This window comes from Mesorhizobium sp. M5C.F.Ca.ET.164.01.1.1, from assembly GCF_004792125.1.
GTDB lineage: Bacteria > Pseudomonadota > Alphaproteobacteria > Rhizobiales > Rhizobiaceae > Mesorhizobium > Mesorhizobium wenxiniae.
The window spans coordinates 1,130,688-1,155,042 of the sequence record NZ_SRTG01000001.1 but is presented as its reverse complement, the minus strand read 5'-3'; the positions used below and the strand labels follow the sequence as shown (position 1 = coordinate 1,155,042).

The 24,355-nt window shown below is 62.7% G+C and carries 28 protein-coding genes and 1 pseudogene; 9 read left to right on the top strand and 20 right to left on the bottom strand.

Features of this window, described 5'->3' with window-relative positions:
• Positions 1-27 precede the first annotated feature (27 nt).
• Together EN807_RS05545 and EN807_RS05540 are read left to right on the top strand one after the other, a co-directional pair.
• Positions 28-627, top strand: a complete 600-nt coding sequence (locus tag EN807_RS05545; RefSeq protein ID WP_240992822.1) for a methyltransferase — start codon at positions 28-30, stop codon at positions 625-627.
• A 106-nt stretch (positions 628-733) separates the two neighbouring features.
• Positions 734-1,153: a DUF1761 domain-containing protein gene (locus tag EN807_RS05540; protein WP_135934182.1), complete on the top strand. Its 420-nt coding sequence runs from the start codon at positions 734-736 to the stop codon at positions 1,151-1,153.
• A gap of 154 nt (positions 1,154-1,307) precedes the next feature.
• On the opposite strand, the gene gcvA is transcribed toward EN807_RS05540, so the two are convergent.
• Positions 1,308-2,243 (bottom strand): transcriptional regulator GcvA, encoded by a 936-nt coding sequence (gcvA, locus tag EN807_RS05535; protein ID WP_135934181.1) that lies wholly within the window; start codon positions 2,241-2,243, stop codon positions 1,308-1,310.
• A gap of 164 nt (positions 2,244-2,407) precedes the next feature.
• Between gcvA and EN807_RS05530 the strand changes: the two genes are divergently transcribed.
• Positions 2,408-2,644: a hypothetical protein gene (locus EN807_RS05530; RefSeq protein ID WP_135934180.1), complete on the top strand. Its 237-nt coding sequence runs from the start codon at positions 2,408-2,410 to the stop codon at positions 2,642-2,644.
• Positions 2,645-2,748: 104 nt separating this feature from the next.
• Here the strand turns inward: EN807_RS05530 and EN807_RS05525 are convergent, their stop codons facing one another.
• On the bottom strand, positions 2,749-3,345 hold the full coding sequence (locus EN807_RS05525; RefSeq protein WP_135934179.1) for a L,D-transpeptidase: 597 nt from the start codon (positions 3,343-3,345) through the stop codon (positions 2,749-2,751).
• 84 nt (positions 3,346-3,429) lie between these two features.
• On the opposite strand from EN807_RS05525, the gene EN807_RS05520 reads away from it, so the two are divergent.
• Both EN807_RS05520 and EN807_RS05515 read left to right on the top strand, forming a co-directional pair.
• Positions 3,430-4,113: a response regulator transcription factor gene (locus EN807_RS05520; RefSeq protein WP_135934178.1), complete on the top strand. Its 684-nt coding sequence runs from the start codon at positions 3,430-3,432 to the stop codon at positions 4,111-4,113.
• 232 nt (positions 4,114-4,345) lie between these two features.
• Positions 4,346-4,801 carry a cyclic nucleotide-binding domain-containing protein gene (locus tag EN807_RS05515; RefSeq protein WP_135934177.1) on the top strand — a complete coding sequence of 152 codons (456 nt, stop codon included), beginning with the start codon at positions 4,346-4,348 and terminating at the stop codon, positions 4,799-4,801.
• 311 nt (positions 4,802-5,112) lie between these two features.
• Here EN807_RS05515 and EN807_RS05510 read toward each other — a convergent pair whose 3' ends face one another.
• The 6 genes from EN807_RS05510 to tesB form a co-directional block, all read right to left on the bottom strand.
• Complete coding sequence (locus EN807_RS05510; RefSeq protein ID WP_135934176.1) at positions 5,113-5,919, bottom strand: exodeoxyribonuclease III; 807 nt, start codon at positions 5,917-5,919, stop codon at positions 5,113-5,115.
• A gap of 376 nt (positions 5,920-6,295) precedes the next feature.
• The gene (locus EN807_RS05505) at positions 6,296-6,979 is read right to left on the bottom strand and encodes an outer membrane lipoprotein carrier protein LolA (protein WP_135934175.1); all 684 of its coding nucleotides are present in this window, start codon (positions 6,977-6,979) and stop codon (positions 6,296-6,298) included.
• Between the two features lie 167 nt (positions 6,980-7,146).
• On the bottom strand, positions 7,147-9,801 hold the full coding sequence (locus EN807_RS05500) for a DNA translocase FtsK (RefSeq protein WP_135934174.1): 2,655 nt from the start codon (positions 9,799-9,801) through the stop codon (positions 7,147-7,149).
• 274 nt (positions 9,802-10,075) lie between these two features.
• A complete protein-coding gene (locus EN807_RS05495) occupies positions 10,076-11,503 on the bottom strand; it encodes an ammonium transporter (protein ID WP_135934173.1) in 1,428 nt (475 codons plus the stop codon).
• A 31-nt stretch (positions 11,504-11,534) separates the two neighbouring features.
• Positions 11,535-11,873 (bottom strand): P-II family nitrogen regulator, encoded by a 339-nt coding sequence (locus EN807_RS05490; RefSeq protein WP_023800571.1) that lies wholly within the window; start codon positions 11,871-11,873, stop codon positions 11,535-11,537.
• A gap of 219 nt (positions 11,874-12,092) precedes the next feature.
• Positions 12,093-12,968 (bottom strand): acyl-CoA thioesterase II, encoded by an 876-nt coding sequence (gene tesB, locus EN807_RS05485; RefSeq protein ID WP_123148825.1) that lies wholly within the window; start codon positions 12,966-12,968, stop codon positions 12,093-12,095.
• A gap of 96 nt (positions 12,969-13,064) precedes the next feature.
• Between tesB and EN807_RS05480 the strand changes: the two genes are divergently transcribed.
• Positions 13,065-14,327 (top strand): ubiquinone biosynthesis hydroxylase, encoded by a 1,263-nt coding sequence (locus tag EN807_RS05480; RefSeq protein WP_135934172.1) that lies wholly within the window; start codon positions 13,065-13,067, stop codon positions 14,325-14,327.
• A 45-nt stretch (positions 14,328-14,372) separates the two neighbouring features.
• Here EN807_RS05480 and EN807_RS05475 read toward each other — a convergent pair whose 3' ends face one another.
• From EN807_RS05475 to EN807_RS05465, 3 genes are all read right to left on the bottom strand, one after another.
• Positions 14,373-14,900, bottom strand: coding sequence for a hypothetical protein (locus EN807_RS05475; RefSeq protein WP_135935792.1), 528 nt, complete (start codon positions 14,898-14,900; stop codon positions 14,373-14,375).
• Between the two features lie 113 nt (positions 14,901-15,013).
• Positions 15,014-15,370, bottom strand: coding sequence for a YciI family protein (locus EN807_RS05470; RefSeq protein ID WP_135934171.1), 357 nt, complete (start codon positions 15,368-15,370; stop codon positions 15,014-15,016).
• 3 nt (positions 15,371-15,373) lie between these two features.
• Positions 15,374-15,583: a hypothetical protein gene (locus EN807_RS05465; protein WP_135934170.1), complete on the bottom strand. Its 210-nt coding sequence runs from the start codon at positions 15,581-15,583 to the stop codon at positions 15,374-15,376.
• Between the two features lie 191 nt (positions 15,584-15,774).
• Between EN807_RS05465 and EN807_RS05460 the strand changes: the two genes are divergently transcribed.
• On the top strand, positions 15,775-16,200 hold the full coding sequence (locus tag EN807_RS05460) for an OsmC family protein (protein WP_135934169.1): 426 nt from the start codon (positions 15,775-15,777) through the stop codon (positions 16,198-16,200).
• A gap of 45 nt (positions 16,201-16,245) precedes the next feature.
• Here the strand turns inward: EN807_RS05460 and EN807_RS05455 are convergent, their stop codons facing one another.
• The 6 genes from EN807_RS05455 to EN807_RS05430 all read right to left on the bottom strand — a co-directional run bounded on the left by EN807_RS05455 (position 16,246) and on the right by EN807_RS05430 (position 21,158).
• Positions 16,246-16,887, bottom strand: coding sequence for a DUF480 domain-containing protein (locus tag EN807_RS05455; RefSeq protein WP_135934168.1), 642 nt, complete (start codon positions 16,885-16,887; stop codon positions 16,246-16,248).
• A gap of 47 nt (positions 16,888-16,934) precedes the next feature.
• Positions 16,935-17,714: a succinate dehydrogenase iron-sulfur subunit gene (locus tag EN807_RS05450; protein WP_135934167.1), complete on the bottom strand. Its 780-nt coding sequence runs from the start codon at positions 17,712-17,714 to the stop codon at positions 16,935-16,937.
• A gap of 64 nt (positions 17,715-17,778) precedes the next feature.
• Entirely contained in the window at positions 17,779-19,617 is a 1,839-nt protein-coding gene (gene sdhA, locus EN807_RS05445; protein WP_135934166.1) for a succinate dehydrogenase flavoprotein subunit, read from the bottom strand.
• 3 nt (positions 19,618-19,620) lie between these two features.
• On the bottom strand, positions 19,621-20,016 hold the full coding sequence (gene sdhD / locus EN807_RS05440) for a succinate dehydrogenase, hydrophobic membrane anchor protein (protein WP_135934165.1): 396 nt from the start codon (positions 20,014-20,016) through the stop codon (positions 19,621-19,623).
• Positions 20,017-20,018: 2 nt separating this feature from the next.
• Entirely contained in the window at positions 20,019-20,438 is a 420-nt protein-coding gene (gene sdhC / locus EN807_RS05435; RefSeq protein WP_127319772.1) for a succinate dehydrogenase, cytochrome b556 subunit, read from the bottom strand.
• Between the two features lie 384 nt (positions 20,439-20,822).
• Entirely contained in the window at positions 20,823-21,158 is a 336-nt protein-coding gene (locus EN807_RS05430; protein ID WP_135934164.1) for a hypothetical protein, read from the bottom strand.
• Positions 21,159-21,198: 40 nt separating this feature from the next.
• Here EN807_RS05430 and EN807_RS37370 point away from each other — a divergent pair, with 40 nt between their 5' ends.
• Positions 21,199-21,327: a hypothetical protein gene (locus tag EN807_RS37370; protein WP_281405190.1), complete on the top strand. Its 129-nt coding sequence runs from the start codon at positions 21,199-21,201 to the stop codon at positions 21,325-21,327.
• A 65-nt stretch (positions 21,328-21,392) separates the two neighbouring features.
• On the top strand, positions 21,393-21,743 hold the full coding sequence (locus EN807_RS05425) for a hypothetical protein (protein WP_135934163.1): 351 nt from the start codon (positions 21,393-21,395) through the stop codon (positions 21,741-21,743).
• Here the strand turns inward: EN807_RS05425 and EN807_RS05420 are convergent.
• From EN807_RS05420 to EN807_RS05410, 3 genes and pseudogenes are all read right to left on the bottom strand, one after another.
• The gene (locus EN807_RS05420; protein ID WP_135934162.1) at positions 21,727-22,950 is read right to left on the bottom strand and encodes a GGDEF domain-containing protein; all 1,224 of its coding nucleotides are present in this window, start codon (positions 22,948-22,950) and stop codon (positions 21,727-21,729) included. The genes EN807_RS05425 and EN807_RS05420 overlap by 17 nt on opposite strands.
• A 77-nt stretch (positions 22,951-23,027) precedes the next feature.
• A pseudogene (locus tag EN807_RS05415) lies at positions 23,028-23,227 on the bottom strand (diguanylate cyclase); the annotation flags it as partial.
• An 85-nt stretch (positions 23,228-23,312) separates the two neighbouring features.
• Complete coding sequence (locus EN807_RS05410; protein ID WP_246684014.1) at positions 23,313-24,353, bottom strand: SDR family oxidoreductase; 1,041 nt, start codon at positions 24,351-24,353, stop codon at positions 23,313-23,315.
• Positions 24,354-24,355 lie beyond the last annotated feature (2 nt).

Sequence of the window (24,355 nt, the reverse complement as noted above, 5' to 3'; positions counted from 1 at the left end):
AACTTCATCCTCGACAACACGGCGCTGATGGCGCCGCCGCATGTGCCGGAGATCCTGCTGCATCTGGCCGACGAAGCGCATGATCTGTGGCAGCGGACCGAGGACGAACTGGCCGAAATCGGCCTGCCGCCGCCCTTCTGGGCTTTCGCCTGGGCCGGCGGCCAAGGCCTTGCCCGCTATATCCTCAACAATCCGTCTGATGTGCAGGGCAAGCGCGTGCTCGACTTTGCCTCCGGTTCCGGCCTTGTCGCCATTGCCGCGGCCAAGGCCGGCGCGGCAGAGGTGATTGCCGCCGACATCGACCCGTTCTGCGCGACCGCGATCCGCCTCAACGCCGAGGCCAATGATGTCGGGATAAAGTTCCTCGGCTCGGACTGCATCGGAGCCGATGCGGGCTGGGATGTGGTTCTGGCCGGCGACGTCTTCTACGACAAATCCTTCGCCGACCGGCTGATGCCATGGTTCGCGACGCTGAAGGCGCGCGGCGCCGACATTATCGTCGGCGATCCCGGCCGTTCCTATATGCCGCAAGCAGGACTGGAGCCGCTTGCCGTCTATGAGGTGGCGGTAACCCGGGCGCTGGAAGATGCCCTGGTCAAGCGCACGACCGTCTGGCGGTTTGCTTGACGGCATCGCCGAACGGGGGTTCCATCACGCATCGATTTTGAGAGTACGCAGTGGTTGTCCCAAAACCGCTGGGCACTTTTGGGCGACATGCTTTCGGGAGGGAATCATGGATTTTTCAGCAGTGAACTGGCTGGCGGTGATCGTCGCCGCCGTGGTGGCGTGGTTGTTCGGCGCTGCATGGTACATGGGCCTGAGCAAGCCGTGGCTCAAGGCCGCCAAGCTTGATCCGGCGACCATGAGTAAATCGCCGTTGCCCTTCGTCATCAGCTTCGTCGCGGAACTTGTCATGGCGTTCGTCATGTCCCTGCTCATCGGAGCGATGACCGGTGGCGAACCGAGCCTCGTTGCCGGGCTCGTCTTCGGCTTCGTTCTCTGGCTCGGATTCGTCGCCACGACGTTATCCGTCAATCATCGCTACGAAGGGTTCGGCTGGGACCTGACCATCATAGACTGCGGCCACTGGCTCGGCGTGCTGCTCATCATCGGCGCGGTGATCGGCTGGTTCGGAGCAGACGTCGCGGGCTGACCCTGCCGCCACGAATAGAGCAATTCCAGGAAAAGTGTGAACGGTTTTCCGTCCGGAATTGCGCAAAAACAAAGAGATAGAGCGGTTCGGCGTTTCCGTGAAACGATGAACCGCTCTAGGTCGACGACCGCCGGCTGATCACGCAGAGCGAAGCTCATCCAGGCGTCGGGTCCGGCTGCGGGTTGTGAACTTCGTTCAGGAGCCAATCCCTGAACGCCTCGATCCTGGCGTCGTTGGCCGATCCGATGGGATAGACCAGATGATAGGCGAAGTCGGGCGGAACCCTGATGCCAAGTTCGAAGGGCCGGATCAGCCGGCCCTCGGAAAGATCGTTTGCCACCATGGCAAAATCGGCGAGCGCGACGGCATTGCCGTCGAGCGCGGCCTGAACGGCGTCGGTCGAGGTGCCGAACACGATCGTCCGCCTGTCGTCAAAATCGTCGACGCCGGCCGCCGCCATCCACATGCGCCAATTCGGCCAAGTCACGCCTTGTCGCGCCCACTCGATATGAGCGAGCGTGTGATGGAAGAGATCGCGCGGCTCGCGCAGCGGCGGGCCCGAGGCCAGCAGGCTGGGGCTGCACACAGGGATGATGATGTTGTCGAACAGCCGGTGGGTGCAAAGGCCCGGATATTTTCCCGCGCCGAATCGGATGCCGACATCGACGTCGTCCAGGTCGAAATCGCGCAATTCGGAGGCAATGTCGAAGCGGAGCTCGATGCCCGGCCGCTGCTTGCGAAAATCGTCGACGCGCCGCATTAGCCATTTTGTCGCGAACTGGGCGTCGAGGGTCACTTTCAGCAGCGCCGTTCCACGCGCCATCTTGTGCGCCCGTGAGACGGCCCGGCCAAGCAGGTCGAGCGCGTCGGTCGACGCTTCGAACAGCACCGCGCCCGCCTCCGTCAGCCGGATCGTGCGGCTGGTGCGCGTGAACAGCACGATGCCGAGCTGATCCTCGATTTCCTTGATCTGGTGGCTGACCGCAGCCGGCGTCAGGCCGAGCTCATCTGCGGCGCGGGTGAAATTGAGGTGCCGGGCCGCCGCCTCCAGCGTCCTCAGTGCACGGGTTCCCGGCAGCAGGCGAGCCATCAGAGTGGCGTGAAGCTGGCGCGAACCATCGTACTTGATCCTCAAATGAAATTTGATGATTGGGAAAAAACTACTCGTTTCCCACTTTGATTTCAATCCGTCATGATGTGACCATCGAAACAACATCAAACCGGATTTGAAGCCCGGATGAAAGGGACCGTGTCATGTCCTACATCGTTTTGAGGCCTGCAGCCGCCAAGCCGATCTGGCTGCGTCCAGTGCTCGAATGGCTCCGCCACGCCAAGATTGCGGTCAACCTCCCGCATGAGAAAGTCGAGGATCTTTCGGACCGCCAATTGCGCGACATCGGCGCCGAACGCAAGGATGTCGCGCGCGCGATGGACCGGGAACTCGGCCGATTGGGGCTGCTCGACATCGGCTGGCAGAGGCCGCGGACCTAGGGGAGTAGGGGAGCTAAAGGTAGGCGGCGCGCCTGCGCAACTCTACTGACACTTTCTTTTTCCCCTATTCCCCTATTCCCCTATTCCCCTATTCCCCTATTCCCCTACCTCACCACCCTCATCACCGTGCGGTCCGACAGCAGCGGCAGCAGCCGCGCCATCGTGCGTGCCGTCACGGCGACGCAGCCTTGCGTCGGCGTGAAGCCGGGGCGCGCCAGATGAAAGAAGATGGCGCTGCCGCGCCCGCGGCGACGCGGCGAAATGTTCCAGTCGAGCACCAGGCAGGCATCATAGAGCCGGTCGGTGCGCAGCATCCGCTCGTGGCTGGCGCCATAGGGAATCTTGACCGGACGGTTGTAGTTGCGGTCCTCAGGCACTTCGCACCAGCCGAGATCGCGACCGATCGGCGTCATCGCCAGCCGGGTTTTGCGGCCGCCGGTAAAATGATCGTTACGGAAATATCCCGACAGGACCCGCATCGACCCAAGCGGCGTGGCGCCATCGCCTTCGCGTTTGCCGGCCGATATGCCGCCGCGTCCCAGCGAACATGAAAACACCAGATTGCCAGCCTGCAGAAGCCCCTGGCTGGCGTGGCCGGGCCTGGCGCGCACCGTGAGAACACGAAGCCCTTTTCGCAAAAATGCGCTCGCCTCATTGCACGCGCGTTTTTTCTTGTATGATCGTGCCACGGAACAAATCATTGTGATCGGCTGTTGTGTCGGTCAGCTTCCGCATAAACAGGCAGCGGTCAACTGAATTTTCTTTTCAAAACAACGGATTGATCCATGACTTCACGCACCATTCTGATCGTCGATGACGATGACGACCTGCGCGGCACGCTCGTCGAGCAATTGTCTCTCTATGAGGAATTCGACGTCCTGCAGGAATCAACTGCCGCCAAAGGTGTCGCCACGGCCCGCGGCGGCCTCATCGATCTGCTCATCATGGATGTCGGCCTCCCCGATATGGATGGCCGCGAGGCAGTGAAGATACTGCGCAAGGGCGGCTATAAGTCGCCCATCATCATGCTGACGGGACACGACACCGATACCGACACCATTCTCGGCCTCGAAGCCGGCGCCAACGACTATGTGGTCAAGCCGTTCCGCTTCGCGGTTCTCCTGGCCCGCATCCGTGCCCAGCTTCGCCAGCATGAGCAGAGCGAAGACGCCACCTTTTCGGTCGGCCCCTACACTTTCAAGCCCAGCCAGAAGCTTCTGATCGACCAGCGCGGCGCCAAGGTGCGGCTGACCGAAAAGGAAGCCTCGATCATCAAGTATCTCTACCGCGCCGACCAGAAGGTGGTGACGCGGGACGTGCTGCTCGAGGAAGTCTGGGGCTACAATTCCGGCGTCACCACGCACACGCTGGAAACCCATGTCTATCGGCTGCGCCAGAAGATCGAGCGCGATCCTTCTAACGCAGAAATTCTTGTGACAGAAAGCGGCGGCTACAAGCTGGTTCCTTAAACATTTAATCATTCAATCAGCGGTCGGGGCAGGGGCCGCTTTCGGGTACGATCCTGAGACTGGAGGTGGTTCTGGATCGAACTCGCTGACGCATCGGACCAAAAATCGGAATCGATTTTTTGGAAAGCACGGTGCGTCGATTTCAAAGCGTTTAGAGCGTCCTTTGCGCGTCCAAAGGGAGGCTCGGCGCTGTAAGGGAGGGATTGGACTGAGCGTTCGGGGACACAGCTAGATGGCGTTGGATGACGACATCCGCATCCTGTCCGCCGTGAGGCTCTTCGAGGGCTTCACGGAGGAACAGTTGCGTCTGCTCGCCTTTGGCGCGGAAACCACCAAGCTGCAGGCCGACCACAAGCTTTACCGCGAGGACGACGAGGCCGATTGCGCCTATATCGTCGTCAGCGGGCGCATCGTGCTGTATCGCGAGCAGGATGGCCCCCGCGTCCCGATAGGCACGGCCGGCCCCGGTACGATGCTGAGCGAACTGGCGCTGATCGCCGACACCAACCGGCTGACCAGCGCATCCGCCGAGATCGATTCGGAAGTGCTGCGGCTCAGCCGCAAGATGTTCCACCGCATCCTGGAGGAATATCCCGATATCGCCGTCCATCTGCACCAGCGCATCTCCGAGGAGTTTCTGGCAATGATCCGCCGCATCGAGGAGTTGGCGCCGCGTTTCGACAACTGAACCCGGATGCTTTTCAACTCGCTCTCGCAACCCATGACTCGTGAAAGCTATCGAACCAGGGCGGCAAGGCTGAGGTGTATCGAGATTCAGATCAGGCCGAGCCGAGAATGGTGGGATCCGAGAACCGGAGCGGGGCGTACTTTTGGGTACGTGAGCCGCGCATGGTTCCGAAATCGAATTTGATTTCGGAAAGGTCATGCGCAAAATCAGAGTTCTACGGCGTCCTTTGCGCGCCCAAGAAGGCGCGCGGCGCTGTAGTAAGCGCAGGAAACCACCATTCGCAGGCCGGCCTCATCTGAATATCGATACACCTAATCCAGGTCGAACCGCGCTATGACCGGCACATGATCCGACGGCCGTTCCCAGCCGCGCGCCGGCCGCAGGATCTCGTAGCCGGCAAAGCTCGGCACCAGGTTTGGCGACGACCAGACATGGTCGAGCCGCCGGCCGCGATCCGACGCTTCCCAATCCTGCGCGCGATAGCTCCACCAGGTGTAGAGCTTCTGCTCATAAGGCACGTTGAGCCGCATCAGGTCGACCCAGTCGCCGGCGAGCCGCATCGCCTCGAAACTTTCCGTCTCGACCGGCGTATGGCTGACCACCTTCAGGAGCTGCTTGTGCGACCAGACATCGTGCTCGAGCGGCGCGATGTTGAGGTCGCCGACCAGGACTGAGCCGGACACGTCGTCGTGCTCGGCACGGATGGCGTTCATTTCGGCGACGAAATCGAGCTTGTGCTTGAACTTGCGGCTGATGATCGGATCGGGCTCGTCGCCGCCGGCCGGAACGTAGAAATTGTGCAGCAGGATCGCCCTGCCGCCGGCCCGCACGGTGACCGACAGATGCCGGCAGTCCTCGATCTCGCAGAAGCGGCGCTTTTCGACAATCGCGATCGGCCGGCGCGCCACCGTCGCCACGCCGTGATAGCCCTTCTGGCCGTGGAAGGCGATATGCTCGTAGCCGAGCTTGCGAAAGGCCTTCTCGGGAAACAGTTCGTCGGGAACTTTGGTTTCCTGCAGGCAGAGCACGTCCGGTGCCTGTTCGACCAGCAGGCGTTCGACGATCGGCATGCGCAAGCGGACGGAATTGATGTTCCAGGTGGCGATGGAAAAGGGCATGCACGGGATCCGGGACAGCGTATGGCCGCCGGAGGTGAACGCCACTGGCGAGTCATGCGCGCATGAAAGAGTCGGGCCGGAATCTGCCAGCCGCGCGCGCCAAAAACAAGCCGAAGCGCGGCCTGGGCTGGCACCAGGATTCGCTGAGATTCAGGTCAGGCCGAGTCGAGAATGGCGGATTCCGAGAACCGGAGCGGAGCGTACTTAAAGTACGTGAGCCCGCGCATGGTTCCGAAATCGAATTTGATTTCGGAAAGGTCATGCGCAAAATCAGATTTCTACAGCGTCCTTTGCGCGCCCAAGAAGGCGCGCGGCGCTGTAGTAAGCGCAGGAAACCGCCATTCGCAGGCCGGCCTCACCTGAATAACAGCGGACCCTACCGCGACTTGGTGTTCAGCTCGCGGTTCGCCGTATAGTCGATGGCAAAGGTGTCGGGGGCGAAGCTCACGCCTTCCCTGACGTTGAAGATCATCACCGTCGTGTCCTTGCCTTGCGCATCGGTGATCGTCCATTGGCGCAATTCGTAGGTTTTCGGATCGAACATCATGGTGATCTTCGAACTGCCGAACACCGATTTGTCGGCGAGTTGAATTGTGGTGACGTCGTTCTCTTCCTTGACGCTTTTGACGCGGCCGCCGGAGAGGTCGATCTTGGTGTCGAGCAGCAGCTTGAGTGGCGTCTTCGACAGTGGGTAGAGATCGGACGTTTTCAGCCGTTTGTTGAGGATGACCACCGACTTGCCGTCGGAAATCACCTTGAAATTCGATGCCCCGTCATAGTTGAAGCGAATCTTGCCCGGCCGTTCCAGAAAGAACTTGCCGCCGGTCTGCTCGCCCTTGGGTCCGAACTGTACGAATTCGCCGGTCATCGATTTGACCGAGGAAAAATGGTCGGCGATCTTCTGCGCGGTGGGTGGCACCGCCGCTTGCGCCGACGCCAGCAACTGGACCCCGGGAACGACGTTGATGGCCGCAGCACCTGCCAGGACCAGGCCGAGGCCAAGCAGCTGGCGGCGGGTCGGGGCAAAATCGCTGATCGTGGCGAAAGAAGAGTTTTTCATGCCGGTCACTCTCGTCTGGTTTATCTGTTGTCGCAGTGTTTGGCCCCCCAGTTGGGCTTAAATTTGGCGGCCTAACAGCGCTTGGTCGTTGCAAACGCGCCAGAAGGGTCATAGTTGCCGCCGTCGACCTTGCAGCCGGGCAAATCCCATGGTTCTTGCCGGTCGGATCAGAACTTGTCGTCCTCCGTCGGCACCAGAATCTCGCGTTTTCCGGCATGGTTGGCCGGGCCGACAATGCCTTCCTTCTCCATCTTCTCGATGATCGAGGCGGCGCGGTTGTAGCCGATGCCGAGCCGGCGCTGGATGTAGCTGGTCGAGGCCTTGCCGTCGCGCAGCACCACCGCAACCGCCTGGTCGTAGGGATCGTCGGAATCCTCGAAATTGCCGCCGCCACCGCCCGACCCCCCTTTGCCCGACGGCTCGTCGCCGTCCTCGTCGTCATCCTCGGTAATGGCATCGAGATATTCCGGCACGCCCTGCAGCTTCAGATGCGCGACGATCTTCTCGACCTCGTCATCGGAAACGAAGGGGCCGTGTACGCGCTGGATGCGGCCGCCGCCGGCCATGTAGAGCATGTCGCCCATGCCAAGCAGCTGTTCGGCGCCCTGCTCGCCCAGTATGGTGCGGCTGTCGATCTTCGACGTCACCTGGAAGGAGATGCGGGTCGGGAAGTTGGCCTTGATCGTGCCGGTGATGACGTCGACCGACGGCCGCTGCGTCGCCATGATGACGTGGATGCCGGCGGCGCGCGCCATCTGCGCAAGGCGCTGCACCGCGCCTTCGATGTCCTTGCCGGCGACCATCATCAAATCGGCCATCTCGTCGATGATGACGACGATGTAGGGCATCGGCTCGAGATCGAGGTTTTCGGTCTCGTAGATCGCTTCGCCGGTCTGGCGGTCAAAGCCGGTCTGCACGGTGCGCGAGATTTTCTCGCCTTTCTTCTCCGCCTGCTGCACCCGCGCGTTGAAACCGTCGATGTTGCGGACGCCGACCTTGGACATTTTGCGGTAGCGGTCCTCCATCTCGCGCACGGTCCATTTCAGCGCCACCACCGCCTTCTTCGGATCGGTGACGACAGGCGTCAAAAGATGCGGGATGCCGTCATAGACCGAGAGCTCCAGCATTTTCGGGTCGATCATGATCAGCCGGCAGTCCTGCGGCGTCAGCCGGTAGAGCAGTGACAGGATCATAGTGTTGATGGCGACCGACTTGCCCGAACCGGTGGTGCCGGCGACCAGCACGTGCGGCATCTTGGCGATGTCGACGATGACCGCCTCGCCATTGATGGTCTTGCCTAGCGCCAGCGCGAGCTTGGCCTTGGTGGTCTCGAAATCGCGGCTGGCCATGATTTCCCTGAGATAGACGGTCTCGCGCTTGGCGTTCGGCAGCTCGATGCCGATGGCGTTGCGGCCCGGCACCACGGCGACGCGGCAGGCGATCGCGCTCATCGAGCGGGCGATGTCGTCGGACAGGCCGATGACCCGCGACGACTTGATGCCGGGCGCCGGCTCCAGCTCATAAAGCGTGACGACGGGGCCCGGGCGGACATGGATGATCTCGCCCTTGACGCCGAAATCCTCCAGCACGCCCTCGAGCAGGCGGGCATTCTGCTCCAGCGCGTCCTTGGACAGGCTCGCATCGCGCACGACGTTCTTCGGCTCGGACAGGAAATGCAGTGACGGCATTTCGAATTGTTCGGAGCCGATCAGCGACGTCTGGGCTTCGCGCTGGACACGGGCGCCCGGAACGGGCCGGGGCGCCGGTGCCGCGACGCGGGTGGCCGCGTCGGAGCGGAACGGCTGCACCTTCGCATTGGGCGCAGTGCTGCGCTGGCCCACGGGCTCCGGCGCAAAATCCATGTCGTCGTCATCGTCAAAAACATCGGCGTCGTCGGGATCGAGCGAGGCGCTGCGGTCGTTGACCATGGCGGCGAAGAATTCCGGCTCGACGCGGGCCCGGCCATCGGCACTCATCCGCGATTCGGCAAATTCGGCCGATTCGACCCGCTCGGCAGCGCGCCGCCAGGCGCTGGCGCGCGGTTCCATCTCCGGTTCGAAGTTATCGTGCTCCCGGCGGCGCGCGGCACGGCGGCGGAGATAGGCGCGCAACGACAGCCACCAGTGCGTGATCGCGCCAAGCGCCAGAATGCCCTCGTCGCCCTCGTCCTCGTCATTGTCGAAAAGCAGGTCGTCCTGGTCCCGGGGATCGGGCGCAGCCGGTTGCTCCAGGACCGCGAAACCGTTCTGGCGTGCAATCAGCGCCGAGCCGTAGGCAAACAGCCACAGTGCCGGCGTGGCGAGAAGCACGGCGAGCACGCTGGCGATGAGACCGGTCGGGTAGCCGCCGACGACGAGGCCGGGAATCTTGAGCACCATGTCGCCGAACACGCCGCCGAGACCGGTCGGCAGCGGCCAGGTCTTGGGGGGCACCACGCAGCCGGCGATGGCCGCGGCCAACACCGCGTAGCCAAACCAGGCGAGCCCGCGCTTCGGCAGCCTGTCGACGCCGCGCGCCGAAAACAGCAGAAATCCCCAGACCACCGCCGGTACCAGCGCCGCGACGGCAGCAAGGCCGAAGAACTGCATGGCAAGGTCGGAGAAGACAGCGCCCACATAGCCCATGGCGTTGCTGACGATATTATCGGTGGCGTGGGAGAAGCTTGGGTCGGCGACGTTCCAGGTGGCGAGGCTGGCGATACCGAAGGCGACCAGCGCAAACAGGCCGGCACCGACCAGCCGGCCGACCTGACGCCGCGCGAACGCCCGGATGCCGTACCCCGTATCGGCCAGCGCGAGCGGTGCTGAAGCCCCTGAACGCATGCTCTTCCCCGTCTGTCGTTGCCTGGCCGATAGCGTGCGCGCAGCTCGGCAGATTCGGGCTCCAGACTATCGGCGGGAAGGTTAAGGCAGCATTAACTATAAGGGGTTGGGGGAAGTATCTTGCGGCTGGTATCTGGCTTGGCCATCTGCGCGCAAAAAAGAGGCCCGGAACGGGTCCGGGCCTCAATGCGTGAGCCCTTGCAGGAGCGTCACGACGGGATGGGAGGTGCAGGGCGGCCGAGGCCGCCCAGACAAAACTTACGGGTGGCAAGGCTTACGGGTGATAGGCCGCTTCGCCATGCGCGGTGAGGTCGAGCCCTTCACGCTCTGCATCGGCTGTCGGACGCAAGCCTACGATCATATCGACGATCTTGTAGAGGATGGCGCTGCCGATGCCCGACCACAGGACGGTTACCAGGACACCCTTGAACTGCGACCACAGCTGGGTCGCCGTGCCGGCATAGCCGGCGGCGAAGTCGGCTGTCGAATAATCGACGATGCCAGCGCCGCCGAGGGCGGGGTTGACCAGGATGCCGGTGCCGAGCGCGCCGATAATGCCGCCGACGCAGTGGATGCCGAAGACATCGAGGCTGTCGTCGTAGCCGAACTTGTTCTTCACGACCGAGACGAAGAAGTAGCAGACGCAGGTAGCGACGATGCCGAGCACGATGACGCCCATCGGTCCGGCAAAGCCGGCAGCGGGTGTGACGGCGACAAGGCCGGTAACCGCGCCCGAAACCGCGCCAAGCATCGACGCTTTGCCGCGCAGCAGCGTTTCGAGCACGATCCAGGTCACTGCCGCCGCCGCCGTGGCGACGAAGGTGTTGACCATGGCCAGCACCGCGTAGGCGTTGGCTTCGAGGTTCGAACCGGCGTTGAAGCCGAACCAGCCGACCCACAGCAGCGAAGCACCGACCATGGTCAGCGTCATCGAGTGCGGCGCCATGACGTCCTTGTTGTAGCCGATGCGCTTGCCGATCATCAGCGCGCCGACAAGGCCGGCGATGCCCGCATTAATGTGAACGACAGTGCCGCCGGCGAAGTCGATGGCGCCGAAGCCGAAGATGAGCCCCGACGGGTCGCTGTAAGCGCTCGGGCCACCCCAGAACCAGACCATATGCGCGATCGGGAAGTAGACGAAGGTGACCCAGAGGATGGTGAAAAGGATCACGGCGGAGAACTTGACGCGTTCGGCGAAGGCGCCGACGATCAGGGCGGGCGTGATGCAGGCGAAGCTCATCTGGAAGATGACGAACACCAGCTCAGGAATGGCGACGCCCTTGGTGAAGGTTTCCGACACCGTCGTCACGTCGACACCGGCAAGAAACATCTTGGAAAGGCCGCCGACGAAGGCGTTGCCGGGGGTGAAGGCAAGGCTGTAGCCGTAGAAGACCCAGACGATCATGACCACGCTGGTGATGGTGAAGACCTGCATCAGCACCGACAGCATATTTTTGGCGCGAACCAGGCCGCCGTAGAAAAGGGCAAGGCCGGGAATGGTCATCAACAGCACCAGGATGGTGGAAATCATCATCCAGGTCGTGTCGCCCTTGTCGACGGTGAAGGCCGGCGCCGCTGGCGCTGCCGGTGCGGCCGGAGCCGCTTCCTGCGCGAATGCGGCGACCGTGCCCAGTGCTGCGATCGCGAGCGAGCCCAGCAGCGCGGTGCGCGCCGCCGACTTCAAAGTAGAAGGAATATTCATTGAACTCTCCATTGGAATACGTGTCCGCAGCTCAAAGCGCGTCGGTGTCTGTTTCGCCGGTGCGAATGCGCACCGCCTGGTCGATGCCGAAAACGAAGATCTTGCCGTCGCCGATCTGACCGGTCTTGGCCGCCGCGGTGATGGCTTCGACGGCCTTGTCGACCATGTCCAGGCCGACTGCGACTTCGATCTTGATCTTCGGCAGGAAGCTGACCGCGTATTCCGCCCCGCGATAGATTTCCGTGTGTCCCTTCTGACGCCCGTAGCCTTTGACTTCGGTGACGGTCAGGCCCTGGATGCCGACTGCGGTGAGCGCTTCGCGCACCTCGTCGAGCTTGAACGGCTTGATGATTGCCATCACGATTTTCATAAGGTTTCACCCTTTGCTGTTGCGGTCCCCCGCGTTTGTACGACGTCGCCGATCCCCATGAGAGCCGGAGAGTGCCCGCTAGGATTCAAGCTCCGTGCCAGTTGCCGAAGCAGGGTGTTAACCTGTTGTTAAATAAGGGATGGGGGAAGGTTTGTCGGCTGACTTTGCATAGTCGCGACAACGCAGCTGATTAAAAAATAGGCAATTTTTCAAAAATGCCTATTCGGCGGGCGGCCGCTTCAGCCTGATCAGGCCCTCCTGGGCAACCGAGGCGATCAACGTGCCGTCGCGGGCAAACAGCGACCCGCGAGTGAACCCCCGCGATCCTTGCGTCGACGGGCTGTCCTGCGTGTAGAGCATCCAGTCGTCGAGCGGATGGCTGCGGTGGAACCACATGGCGTGATCGAGGCTCGCCGCCTGGATGTCGCTATCGAAAATGGCGCGGCCATGCGCAAAGGTCGAGGTATCGAGCAGCGTCATGTCGGAGAGATAGGCAAGCACTGCCGCCTGCGTGGCGCGATCGGCCGGAACCGGGCCAGTCGTGCGGATCCAGATGTTCTGCTTCGGCTCCAGCTTTTCCCGGCTGGTGTAATGCTCAAGCATCACCGGTTTCATCTCGATCGGCCGGTCACGCTCCCAGTAGCGCCTGATGCCGTCGGGCACGGCCTCGCCGAACTTGCCAATCAATTCGCGCTGCGACAGCAATGTGTCGGGCGCCGGCACGTCCTGCGGCATCGGCACCTGATGCTCGAGCCCGACCTCTTCCTGCTGGAACGAGGCTTCCAGCGAAAAGATCGCTTGGCCGTGCTGGACAGCCACGACACGGCGCGTGGTGAAGGAGCCGCCGTCGCGGATGCGGTCGACCTGGTAGATGATCGGCACCTTGGTGTCGCCGGGCCGCATGAAATAGCCGTGCAGCGAATGTACGTGGCGTTCGGGCTCCACCGTTCGCTGGGCGGCGACCAGCGCCTGGGCAATGGTCTGGCCGCCGAAGACGCGCTGCCAGTCGAGTTTGGGGCTGCGACCACGGTACAGGTTGTGTTCCAGCTGCTCGAGGTCGAGAATGCCGAGAAGCTCGTCCATGGCCGCCGTCATGTTTCGCGCCCTCTCTGCAAAAGTGGTATGGCGGTTTCCGACAGGAATGACGGGCAGTCAAGGCCGGAAGGGAATTTGGCCGGAAAGGAATTTGCCATGGTGGATCGCAAGGAGGATGCAAAAAACCGAACCGCGCTCGACATTCTGGTCGCCGGCGCCGGCTATGTCGGCCTTGCCGCCGCCGTATCGCTGAAACAGGCGCGGCCGAGCCTGGCGGTCGCTGTCGTCGACGCCGCGCCCGCCGGTGCCTGGCAAAAGGACGGCCGCGCCTCGGCCATCGCCGCTGCCGCTTGCCGCATGCTCGACCAGCTCGGCGTCTGGGCCGAAATCGCGCCCGAAGCGCAGGCCATCACCGAAATGATCGTCACCGATTCGCGCGCTTCCGATCCGGTGCGCCCGGTGTTTCTCACCTTCGATGGCGAGGTCGCGCCCGGCGAAGCCTTTGCGCATATGGTCGCCAACCGGGATTTGAACGGCGCCTTGCGCCGGCGCGCGGAAACACTAGGCATCGACATCATCGAAGGCGTCGCCGTGAGTGCCTTCGACGTGAACGGCGCCGGCATCACCGTGCATCTTGTCGACGGCGCGACGCTGAAGGCGCAGCTGCTGGTCGCCGCCGACGGCGTGAACTCGAAGCTGCGCGATATGGCCGGCATCAAGACGGTGAAATGGGAGTACGGCCAGTCCGGCATCGTCTGCACCGTGGCGCATGAACGGCCGCACAATGGCCGCGCCGAAGAGCATTTTCTGCCAGCGGGCCCCTTTGCCACGCTGCCGCTCAAGCCGGACAAGGACGGGACCAACCGCTCGTCGATCGTCTGGGTCGAGCGGTCGGAAGATGCCGAAAAACTGGTCGACGGCGACGACCTCGTCTTCGAGCACGAGCTCGAACAGCGGTTTGGCCTGAAGCTCGGCGAAATCCGCGTCGCCGACAGGCCGCGCGCCTGGCCGCTCGGCCTGACGCTTGCCCGCGCCTTCGTCGCGCCGCGCATTGCGCTCGCCGGCGACGCCGCCCACGGCATCCACCCGATCGCCGGCCAGGGCCTCAATCTCGGCTTCAAGGATGTGGCGGCACTGGCTGAAGTGGTGGTCGAGGCCGACCGGCTCGGCCAGGATATCGGTGCGCTCGACGTGCTCGAACGCTACCAGCAGTGGCGGCGCTTCGACACGCTGCAGATGGGCATCACCACCGATGTCCTGAACCGGCTGTTCTCCAACGACATCAGCCCGCTGCGCGCCGTCCGCGACATCGGCCTCGGCCTCGTCGAACGCATGCCGCGGCTGAAGGATTTCTTCATCCGCCAAGCGTCCGGTCTGTCCGGCGACACGCCGAAGCTGCTCAAGGGCGAGGCGATCTGAGCCCGGAAAGGCAGCAAACCAATATAGAGCGCCAGGCAATTTCGTTCAATTGACCTCGAAGCCCAGCTTCTGCCGCAGCCGCAGTATCCGCTGGTCGGATATCTTCAGGGGTTGCTCGCCAGCCTGCGCCGCGCGGTTCACCATCTGCAGCAAATCGTTTCGCTCAGTCACATCCAGACGTTCGCGCAGGAACGGCGCCAGCTTGTCGATGACGATCGTGGCATCGTCGATCTGTGACGCCGCCCATTTGGCGTAGACCACGGCCTCATCGGTCTTCTTGTCGTCCGCAATCTCCGAAATCATCGACCGAATCGCGGCTTCACGCTGCGGCAGGACAGGGCCGTTCTCGGAAACCATGGCGGTGATCAGCGTCGCGGCCGCCACGACCGGATCGTCGATCGCCGTCAGCGGTGAGAGCGCCGCCTGCTTGCGCAGTCTCTTGCGGCGAATGTTCCCTTGCACACGGCCGACGACGTCCGCGACCTCGCGCGCCGCATCGTTCATGGCCTTCATCCGATACCACCAGAACGCCGCAGCTCCCAACAGCCCAATTGCAGCAATCAGTATATGCATGCCCGTGATCCCCAAACCGCAGCGACGATAGGAGAAGTGCCGCCTCGCTTCAACACGCAAAAGTTGCGCCCGCAGAAGAAACTGATTCAGCTGGACGCAAAACAGAATAATCTCTAGGACCCCGGCACGTTGTAGATCGCCCTGACCTCGATCGTGCCGATTTCGGCCAGAGGGATGCCGCCGGCAATCTCCAGCGCCTCGTCGATATTCCCGGCCTCGATCATGACGAAGCCGAGCAATTGCTCCTTGGTCTCGGCGAAAGGGCCGTCGGTGACCAGCCGCCTGCCCTTGCGCCGGCGCACGCTTTTCGCGGTCTTCACCGATTGCAGCGCCTGGGCGATGATCAGCCGGCCGCTTTGCTCCACCGATTTGTCATAGGCCAGCGAGTCGGCGTCGAGCTTGGCCAACCTCTCCGGGCTCATTGCATAAAGGTCCTTTTCCTCACCGTAGACGAGGCAAACATATTTCATCTCTCATCTTCCTTGTTGGGACGAACCGTTGGCCAAGGTCCCAGCCGGGCTTTTGACCGCCGCATGATCGACAAGGGATACTGCAATCCCGATGATGGCGACCGCCGCAAGCAGTCGACCGAAACCGGAAGGTGACCGATGCAACCAGTCGGCTTCTTGTTCAGCCGCCTTTCGGCCGGTGTCTCTCCAGTAGGCAGAAAACAAATCATTCATGTGATCCTCCATCCGGCCACGAAACCCGTGGCCGCCCGCAGGACGGCCGAGGCAGATGGAAGTCGACATTTTTGCACGCGGATTTTTTTGCGTGGCCATTGGCGCGAAAGCACGGGTGGCCTTCGTGCCCGCGCGCGCTATAGTCGATCAGACGCCGATCACGGCTCAGCCACCGCATCAAGGAGGAATTCATGGACCGCACCGCAAACGCCGTCTGGAAAGGCAATCTGAAAGAGGGCAAGGGTACGCTCGACACGCAGAGCGGGACTCTGAAAGGCACGCCTTACTCGTTCAAGATGCGCTTCGAGGACGAGAGCGGCAAATCCGGCACCAATCCGGAGGAACTGATCGCAGCGGCGCATGCCGGTTGCTTTGCCATGCAGCTTTCGCATGTCCTGGCCGAGAACGGCACCCCCGCCACCGAACTCGATGCCAAGGCCGTGGTGACATTGGTTCCGGGCACCGGCATCACCGGCAGCGCGCTCACGCTGGTCGGCAAGGTGCCAGGTATCGATGCCGCGAAATTCCAGGAGCTGGCTGAACAGGCCAAGGCCGGGTGTCCGGTCTCGAAGGCGCTCGGCGCGATAAAAGTGTCACTCGACGCCAAGCTCGGCTGAGCGGCCGAACCTCGCGAACCGGCAGCGCAATGGACCGGCGGGGCGCTACTGTCCCTCGCCGGTCAGCGCGTTGAAGCGCGCGCGCAGCAGTCGGACCTCTTCCTCGAGAGCTTGCACGCGTGCTTCGAGATCCGAGGCCGGCGAAGGTGATTGCAGGGGCGTTGCAGCCACCACCGGCGTCTGCACCGGCCCGCTCAAGAGATGCGCATAGCGGTCCTCACGCTGGCCGGGTCCACGATCGATCTGCTGAACGAGCGGCGGCTTGCGGCCGATCAACAGGTCGAGATTGCCGCGAAGCTCGTCGATGGAGGGCAACCGCGCCATGCGCTCAGCTCGCGCCAGCAATTCATAGGCGGTCTGCGGACCGCGCAGCAACAGCAGCCCAAGCAGCGCAATCTGCGCTGAGGTCAGCGAAAAGCGCTGCGCGACGACATGCTCGTAGCGCTCGACGCGCGAAGCAAAGACCTGCCTGACCAAGCCCTTGTGCTCAAGCTGGCCAAGCGCTCGTCTTACCTCGACAAGCTCGACCGACATCACCGGCTCGCGCGCCGTCTTCTGGTTGGCGGCGGCAAGTGCCGCATTGAGCGTCAGCGGGTAGATATCGGGCGTCAGTTCCTTCTTTTCGATCAGGCAACCGAGCACGCGCGCTTCGACGGGAGAAAGGATGGGCAGTTCGGTGTCGGTCATAGGTCGGCTATCCTTTTTAGGCTGGATCGCGACATGCGCCGCCGAAGCTACACCCTTCTCTCCACCATCATCTTCTTGATCTCGGCGATCGCCTTGGCCGGATTGAGCCCCTTGGGGCAGGTCTGGGCGCAGTTCATGATGGTGTGGCAGCGATAGAGCCGGAAAGGGTCTTCGAGGTTGTCGAGCCGTTCGCCCGTGGCCTCGTCCCGGGAATCGATCAGCCAGCGATAGGCCTGCAACAGCGTCGCCGGGCCAAGATAGCGGTCGCCGTTCCACCAATAGCTCGGGCAAGAGGTCGAGCAGCAGGCGCATAATATGCATTCATAAAGCCCGTCGAGCTTTTCGCGCCCCTCATGGCTCTGCAGCCATTCCTCGGCCGGCTCGGGCGATACCGTCTTCAGCCATGGCTCGATCGAGGCGTGCTGGGCGTAGAAATTGGTGAGATCGGGCACCAGATCCTTGACCACCGGCATATGCGGCAGCGGATAGACCTTGATCGCGCCGGAAATGTCGTCGCAGCCCTTGGTGCAGGCGAGCGTGTTCGAGCCGTCGATATTCATGGCGCAGGAGCCGCAGATGCCCTCGCGGCAGGAGCGGCGCAGCGTCAGCGTCGGGTCGATCTTGTTCTTGATCCAGAGCAGCGCGTCGAGCACCATCGGCCCGCAATCGTCCATGTCGACGAAATAGGTGTCCATGCGCGGGTTCTCGTCATCGTCCGGCGACCAGCGGTAGATGCGGTACTCGCGCAGATTGGTCGCGCCCTCCGGTTTCGGCCAGGTTTTCCCGGCCTTGATTTTCGAGTTTTTCGGAAGCGTGAGTTCGACCATTACCTCAGGTCCTTTCGGATGACGAGCTTCAGCCCGGACCAAGTCCCGTTCACGGCGGCCATCGTCAATACACTCTCGCCTTGGGAGCGATCTTGGCCAGGTTGATGCCGCCGTCTGCTTCGCTAAGCAGCGGCTCGGTGTGCACCGGCCGGTAGCTGAGCGACACCTCGCCGTCTTCGCTGAGCCGGGCCAGCGTATGCTTACGCCAGGCCAGATCGTCACGAGCCGAAAAATCTTCCCGCGCATGCGCGCCGCGGCTCTCCTTGCGCGCTTCGGCGCCATAGACCGTGGTGATGGCATTGGCCATCAGATTTTCCAGCTCCAGCGTCTCGACCAGGTCGGAATTCCAGATCATCGAGCGGTCGAACACTTTTACGTCCTTGAGCTCGCCCCAGATCTGCGAAATGCGCTTGCAGCCGCTTTCCAGCGATTCCTGGGTGCGGAACACCGCCGCATCGTCCTGCATCGCCTTCTGCATCTTTTCACGCAAAACCGCCGTCGGCGTCGAGCCGTTGGCGTGACGCAGCCGGTCGAAGCGGTCCATGGTCTTCTCGACCGAGGCTTCGTTGGGCGACGGGATCGCGGCGTTGCGGTCGATCACCTGGCCTGCCCGGATCGCCGCAGCGCGGCCGAACACCACCAGATCGATCAGCGAGTTGGAGCCCAGCCGGTTGGCGCCATGCACCGAGGCGCAGCCGGCCTCGCCGACCGCCATCAGCCCTGGCGATACCTGGTCCGGGTTCAAGGCGGTGGGGTTGAGCACCTCGCCCCAGTAATTGGTCGGCACGCCGCCCATATTGTAGTGGACCGTCGGCAGCACCGGGATCGGCTCCTTGGTCAGGTCGACGCCGGCAAAGATTTTTGCCGATTCCGAAATCCCCGGAAGTCTCTCGTGCAAAACGGCCGGATCGAGGTGGTCGAGATGTAGAAAAATATGGTCCTTGTTCTTGCCGACGCCGCGTCCCTCGCGAATCTCCAGCGTCATGCAGCGCGAGACCACGTCGCGCGAGGCAAGGTCCTTGGCCGACGGCGCGTAGCGCTCCATGAAGCGCTCGCCTTCGGAGTTGACGAGATAGCCGCCCTCGCCGCGCGCGCCCTCGGTGATCAGGCAGCCGGCGCCATAGATGCCGGTCGGATGGAACTGCACGAACTCCATGTCCTGCAGCGGCAGCCCGGCCCGTGCTGCCATGCCGCCGCCGTCGCCGGTGCAGGTGTGCGCCGAGGTCGCCGAGAAATAGGCGCGGCCATAACCGCCTGTCGCCAGCACCACCATTTTTGCCGAGAAGCGGTGGATGGTGCCGTCGTCGAGGTTCCAGGCGACGACGCCGGTGCAGGTGCCGTCCGGCTCCATGATCAGGTCGAGCGCGAAATACTCGATAAAGAACTGCGCGTTGTTCTTCAGCGACTGGCCGTAGAGCGTATGCAGGATGGCGTGGCCGGTGCGGTCGGCCGCCGCACAGGTGCGCTGCACCGGCGGGCCGTCGCCGAAATTCATCATGTGTCCGCCAAACGGCCGCTGGTAGATCTTGCCCTCTTCGGTGCGCGAGAACGGCACGCCGTAATGCTCAAGCTCGTAGACGGCGGCAGGTGCTTCGCGCACCAGATATTCCATGGCGTCGACGTCTCCGAGCCAGTCCGACCCCTTGACGGTGTCGTACATGTGCCACTGCCAGGAATCGGGGCCCATATTGGACAGCGAGGCGGCGATGCCGCCTTGAGCGGCGACCGTATGCGACCGCGTCGGGAAAACCTTGGTGATGCAGGCGGTGCGCAGGCCCTGTTCGGCCATGCCGAGCGTGGCGCGCAGGCCGGCGCCGCCTGCTCCGACGACCACCACGTCGAATTTGTGGTCGACATAGCTATAGGCGGACGCCGTGTTGGCGTTTTTCGCGTCCTTGGCCAAAACTCAGCCTCCAAATGCCAGTTTGAGCAGGGCGAAGATCGAGGCGACGCCGACCACTACGGGAAAGAATGTGTTGAGCGCGAGCAGCGCCAGCCTCATGCCCTCGCCATGTACATAGTCCTCGATGATCGCCTGCATGCCGAGCCGCATATGGTAGAGCCCGGACAAGAGCACCAGGGCCAGGACCAGCGCCACGAACGGGTTGGCAAGTGCGGCGCGCACTTCCGCATAGCCGGCGCCGTTCAACGCGATCAGGAAGCCGACGAAGAACAGGATCAGCGGGATGTTGGCGATCGCCGTCAGGCGCTGGCGCCAGAAATGCTCCGTGCCGTCGCGGGCGGAGCCGAGGCCGCGGACCTTCGCCAGCGGCGTGCGCATGTCGGTGTTGCGGTGGCTCACGATCAGGCTCCCCGCGCCATGTAGCCGGCGACCCAGATCAGCAGCGTCAGCACGATCGAGCCGGCCAGCGTCGCCCAGGCGATCCTGGAGGCCGTGTCCTTTTCAAGACCTGCCCCGGTATCCCAGATCAGATGGCGCACGCCGCCCAGCATGTGGTGCATCAGCGCCCAGGTATAGAAGAACAGCACCAGCCGCCCCAGCCACGAGCCGAAGGCCCAGTTGACGGCATCGAAGGTTGATTGCGAGCTCGCCGCCGCCATCAGCCACAGCGCGACCAGCAGCGTGCCGAAATAAAGCGCCCCGCCGGTGATGCGATGGATGATCGACATCGTCATAGTGATCGGCGGTCGATAGACGGTCAGATGCGGCGAAAGCGGCCGTTCACGTCTGGCAAATTCGCGGGTGGCTGGTGATTTGCTCATGGCTTCCCCAGTTCGGCGTCTCTGGAGCCCCAGGGGAAATGCGGCGTTACCGCTTCCGGTTGCGACTTCGGACAGCCGGTTTCTAATGCGCTTTTTGCACCGCGTCAAAGCCGGAAAATCGTTTCGAAAACGTAATTTAGTCTGACAAAAGGGCGGTGTTTCGCTTCAATCGATTAGGGCGCGAACCCAAGCCGGCGCAATGTTCGCTGCAGTGCGGCATATCTGCCCGACCGAACAGCCAGGGTGGTGTTGAGATTCAGGTCAGGCCGCGCCGAAAATGGTGATGCCGAGAACCGGAGCGGAGCGTACATTTCGGTAAGTGCACCGGAAGCGCAGGGATCCACCATTTGCAGGCCGGCATCGCCTGAATATCGACACACCCGGTCAGCGGGTGCAAGTCAGCGGCGTCTTCCCGCCCTTCATCACCAGCGCGTCACGTCCGTCGATCACGATTGCGTCATGCGCGGCGCCGAAGCGGCTGCTTTGATTGGCGGGCGAGGCCGGCAGGTCCTCGCTGGCGCCGTCCGGGCCAAGCACGCGCACCGAAGTGCCGAGGTTTTCGATGGTGATCCTTGTGCCATCAGCGCAGGTGTAAGTGGCGGTGCGCGGCTGTGGTGAATCGGTCGCGGTGGCCGGCGCATTGGTCTGCGACACGCAGGCAACGATAATCAGCAATGGAACATGGGCAAGCGTCACCCGAAACGTCCGGCTTAACGCCATATGCTGCTGCTGCCTCCCTGCGTCAATCCAGCCGCGATGCTTGGCCAAGATCACCCGCGCCGGCCGCGATGGTGCGGGCAAGCATGGCCGAAAGATGGCCGCAGCCTTCCAAGGCGCCGCATTAACCATGTTTGCCGAGATCTGGTTGCCAGCAGGCCTGGCCTCTTAACAAAGGTTAATAAAAGGTTAATTTATGATTCGAGGAAGACTCGCCTCTGACAAATGGGGGACGCCATGCGTTCGAATTCAGGCAGATCGCGCCTTACGGCGCTCATCCTGGTGGCGGTGGCCATCGGCTTCGCAGCACCGGCACTCGCCGGGACGCGCGACCGCGTCTACGCCGATTCTTTCGGCAATCTCGTCATCGAAAGCGCCGCCGGCTACAAGCGCATCCTCGTTGGCGAGGGCAGCCTAGCCAAGGAACTGTCGGACTACACCGGCGCCGGCCAGCCCAGAATCTATGAAAACGACGCGGATGACGTCAGCAGCCGCGACTGCTACAGGCCGCCGGTTTTCGTGAAGGGCCGCAGTTACATGTACGGGCTTTCCGACGGCGAGATGCCCGAACTCAGCCCCTGCCGCTGATCTTCGGCCCGGCGTTGGCAATAGCCGTCTGCCGGGCGGCGATTGACCCTATCGAGATGCGCACGCAATCGCGTCCGCTGCCCTTCGCCTGATAGAGCGCTTCGTCGGCGCGCCGCAGCAGGTCGGAAAACCCTTCGGCCGGGTGAAGCTCGGCAACGCCGAAACTGGCGGTGCAACGATGGTGCGCCGGCAGACAGTCTATCGGCAAGGCTCCGAAAGCGCTGCGCGTCCCTTCGGCGAAGAGCCGCGCGGCGGCGAGGTTGGTTCCCGGCAGGATGATGGCGAATTCCTCACCACCGATGCGACCGGCGACGTGATGATCGGCGGCCGCATCACGCAGGAAGCCGGCAAAGGCTTCGATGACCCGGTCGCCGGACGCGTGGCCGAAACTGTCGTTGATGCTCTTGAAATGATCGAGGTCGGCGATGACCAGGGCGACCGGAACACCCTTGCGTACGGCGTCACGCATCGCCAGCTCGGCATGACGTTCGAAGCCGCCGCGGTTGAGCAACCTCGATAGTGTGTCCGTCTCCGACTTCGACGTCGCCTCGGCGAGCACGTCGCGGACCAGGATGACCAGAATGAGAAGCGCGATTGTCAGGCCGAACACCGTGCCAAGCGATTGCGACACCAGAGCGTAGTTGCTCTGCAGATAGGCCTGCGGATTGACACCCCAGCCGCCCAATGCGTGGGCGATGAACGGCTTGCTCACGAATTGCAGGGCGCTGGCCGCCAGAACGGCCATCAACGCATGGTCGAGCCAATCGCGTCTTTGCCAGGACGACCAGACGATGGCGACGCCGACGAACTGCATGGCCGCATAGGGAAGCTGGTAGGCCATCATGCGGGCAAGCGACTGGCGCGGCAGGTCCTGCACGAAATACACGGCCACGGTGGCCGCAAACAGGAAGACGAGCATCGGCGCCCAGCGCGGCGCCACGCCGTATTTATGGGCAAGCCCGCCATTGAAGGCGATGGTGGCGCCCAGGAAAACGGCGAAACCCGCGACGACTGCCGGTCGCGTATTGTCGAAGATCGGAATGCTGAATTCGATGGCGAAATAGGCCATCCCGAGCAGATAACCGAAGACCAGCCAGCGCGCCGGCGCGCGCGCCACATCGTTGAACGAGATGGTCATGAAGGCAGCCGCCAGCAGGCCGGCGACGAGCAGGTTGATTGCAAGGATGAACTCTGCGCCGCCGCCCATGTGGTTTTTCGCACTCCCTGCGCCAGCAAATCATGAACGGGCGAAAAAGACGTTAACGTGGGCCTCGAGCGGGATGATCAGCCGGCTTTGAGCGGTTCCACAACGAGCACCGTTTCCGACTGTTCATGGGATAGCTGCACGCTGTCGCGGCCGTTCCTCTTGGCTTTGTAAAGCGCCTCGTCGGCGCGGCGCATCAGCGGCTCCAGCCCTTCCTCGCCGGTGGGGGCGCCACGCCGAAGCTCGCGGTCACTCTTGTGCCGGACGGGAGCCCGTCGACGCTGCCAATGCTTCCGAAGCAGCCAAACACGTCGGAGCCCCCCTCGCGGTCCAATCACCGTCCCGTTTTTTGCTTTTTCGGTCAATCAATTGCCGCGCGCGGTTCTTTTGCGACTGCCAAACCCATAGCCGATCATCAAGAGCAAAACCGTCGCCGCGGTGAAAATGCCAAGTCTGGTCCTTGCCGTTGAAAATCCTGCAAGTCTGCCGCGTGCCTCGGTCGTGAAGGACCCATGCATCTTGTGGAGCCCTTTGACCGGGTGGAAAAGATTGTCATCGCGTGCAGATGATGCCTTGGTACGCCGGACCTGGCCCTTGTAAGCCGCACTAGCCAGATAGCGGTCCAGCAAGCCTGGGGCAAACATGTTTCCGATGATGGAAAAAAGGGTGCTGAAACCCAACCAGTATTCGCGGGCGGGATCGCGCGCGGCGCGGATGACATTCTCGGCCACGATTTCCGGCTGGAAAACGGGGGCCATGGGGCGAGGTTCACGGCCCGTATGCGTGCGCGCCCAATCGAATTGGGGCGTATCGACCGCTGGCAATTCGACTATCGTGACCCGTATATCGCTGTGATCGTGAATGAGTTCGGTGCGAAGAGATTCGCTGAAGCCACGAAGTGCATGCTTGGCGCCGCAATACGCGGCCTGCAACGGAATGCCGCGATAGGCTAGCGCGGATCCGATTTGCAGGATCGTACCGCGGTTGCGCGGTTTCATGTGCCGCAGCGCCGCCATCGTCCCATGGACGGAACCGAGATAGGTCACCTCGGTTACGCGGCGGAATTCTTTGGGACTTATTTCCTCCACAGGTGAGAAAACAGTCGCCATCGCATTGTTGATCCAAAGCTCGATCGGCCCCAGTGTTAACTCGATCTCGTCGGCCGCCGCAACTACTTTGGCCGCGTCAGAAACATCGGCGGCTATGGCGAGTGCCTCGCCGCCCTTGCCTTCGATTTCCGCCTTCAATTGGCTGAGAGCAGGTTTGTCGCGCGCGATCAGAGCGACCTTCGCGCCCTCTCGTGCGAGGCGCAGGGCAACAGCGCGTCCGACACCGGCAGAAGCGCCGGTGACCACCGCTGTCTTTCCGCGAAATTCAATCTGACGGCGCCAGGTTGGTATTGGCAAGG

Bases quoted from the DNA above. Each gene is read 5' to 3' on its own strand.
- EN807_RS05545 (WP_240992822.1), top strand. From the start codon at position 28: ATGGCGCCGCCGCATGTGCCGGAGATCCTGCTGCATCTGGCCGACGAA.
- EN807_RS05540 (WP_135934182.1), top strand. From the start codon at position 734: ATGGATTTTTCAGCAGTGAACTGGCTGGCGGTGATCGTCGCCGCCGTG.
- gcvA (WP_135934181.1), bottom strand. From the start codon at position 2,243: ATGGCTCGCCTGCTGCCGGGAACCCGTGCACTGAGGACGCTGGAGGCG.
- EN807_RS05530 (WP_135934180.1), top strand. From the start codon at position 2,408: ATGTCCTACATCGTTTTGAGGCCTGCAGCCGCCAAGCCGATCTGGCTG.
- EN807_RS05525 (WP_135934179.1), bottom strand. From the start codon at position 3,345: ATGATTTGTTCCGTGGCACGATCATACAAGAAAAAACGCGCGTGCAAT.
- EN807_RS05520 (WP_135934178.1), top strand. From the start codon at position 3,430: ATGACTTCACGCACCATTCTGATCGTCGATGACGATGACGACCTGCGC.
- EN807_RS05515 (WP_135934177.1), top strand. From the start codon at position 4,346: ATGGCGTTGGATGACGACATCCGCATCCTGTCCGCCGTGAGGCTCTTC.
- EN807_RS05510 (WP_135934176.1), bottom strand. From the start codon at position 5,919: ATGCCCTTTTCCATCGCCACCTGGAACATCAATTCCGTCCGCTTGCGC.
- EN807_RS05505 (WP_135934175.1), bottom strand. From the start codon at position 6,979: ATGAAAAACTCTTCTTTCGCCACGATCAGCGATTTTGCCCCGACCCGC.
- EN807_RS05500 (WP_135934174.1), bottom strand. From the start codon at position 9,801: ATGCGTTCAGGGGCTTCAGCACCGCTCGCGCTGGCCGATACGGGGTAC.
- EN807_RS05495 (WP_135934173.1), bottom strand. From the start codon at position 11,503: ATGAATATTCCTTCTACTTTGAAGTCGGCGGCGCGCACCGCGCTGCTG.
- EN807_RS05490 (WP_023800571.1), bottom strand. From the start codon at position 11,873: ATGAAAATCGTGATGGCAATCATCAAGCCGTTCAAGCTCGACGAGGTG.
- tesB (WP_123148825.1), bottom strand. From the start codon at position 12,968: ATGACGGCGGCCATGGACGAGCTTCTCGGCATTCTCGACCTCGAGCAG.
- EN807_RS05480 (WP_135934172.1), top strand. From the start codon at position 13,065: ATGGTGGATCGCAAGGAGGATGCAAAAAACCGAACCGCGCTCGACATT.
- EN807_RS05475 (WP_135935792.1), bottom strand. From the start codon at position 14,900: ATGCATATACTGATTGCTGCAATTGGGCTGTTGGGAGCTGCGGCGTTC.
- EN807_RS05470 (WP_135934171.1), bottom strand. From the start codon at position 15,370: ATGAAATATGTTTGCCTCGTCTACGGTGAGGAAAAGGACCTTTATGCA.
- EN807_RS05465 (WP_135934170.1), bottom strand. From the start codon at position 15,583: ATGAATGATTTGTTTTCTGCCTACTGGAGAGACACCGGCCGAAAGGCG.
- EN807_RS05460 (WP_135934169.1), top strand. From the start codon at position 15,775: ATGGACCGCACCGCAAACGCCGTCTGGAAAGGCAATCTGAAAGAGGGC.
- EN807_RS05455 (WP_135934168.1), bottom strand. From the start codon at position 16,887: ATGACCGACACCGAACTGCCCATCCTTTCTCCCGTCGAAGCGCGCGTG.
- EN807_RS05450 (WP_135934167.1), bottom strand. From the start codon at position 17,714: ATGGTCGAACTCACGCTTCCGAAAAACTCGAAAATCAAGGCCGGGAAA.
- sdhC (WP_127319772.1), bottom strand. From the start codon at position 20,438: ATGAGCAAATCACCAGCCACCCGCGAATTTGCCAGACGTGAACGGCCG.
- EN807_RS05430 (WP_135934164.1), bottom strand. From the start codon at position 21,158: ATGGCGTTAAGCCGGACGTTTCGGGTGACGCTTGCCCATGTTCCATTG.
- EN807_RS05425 (WP_135934163.1), top strand. From the start codon at position 21,393: ATGCGTTCGAATTCAGGCAGATCGCGCCTTACGGCGCTCATCCTGGTG.
- EN807_RS05420 (WP_135934162.1), bottom strand. From the start codon at position 22,950: ATGGGCGGCGGCGCAGAGTTCATCCTTGCAATCAACCTGCTCGTCGCC.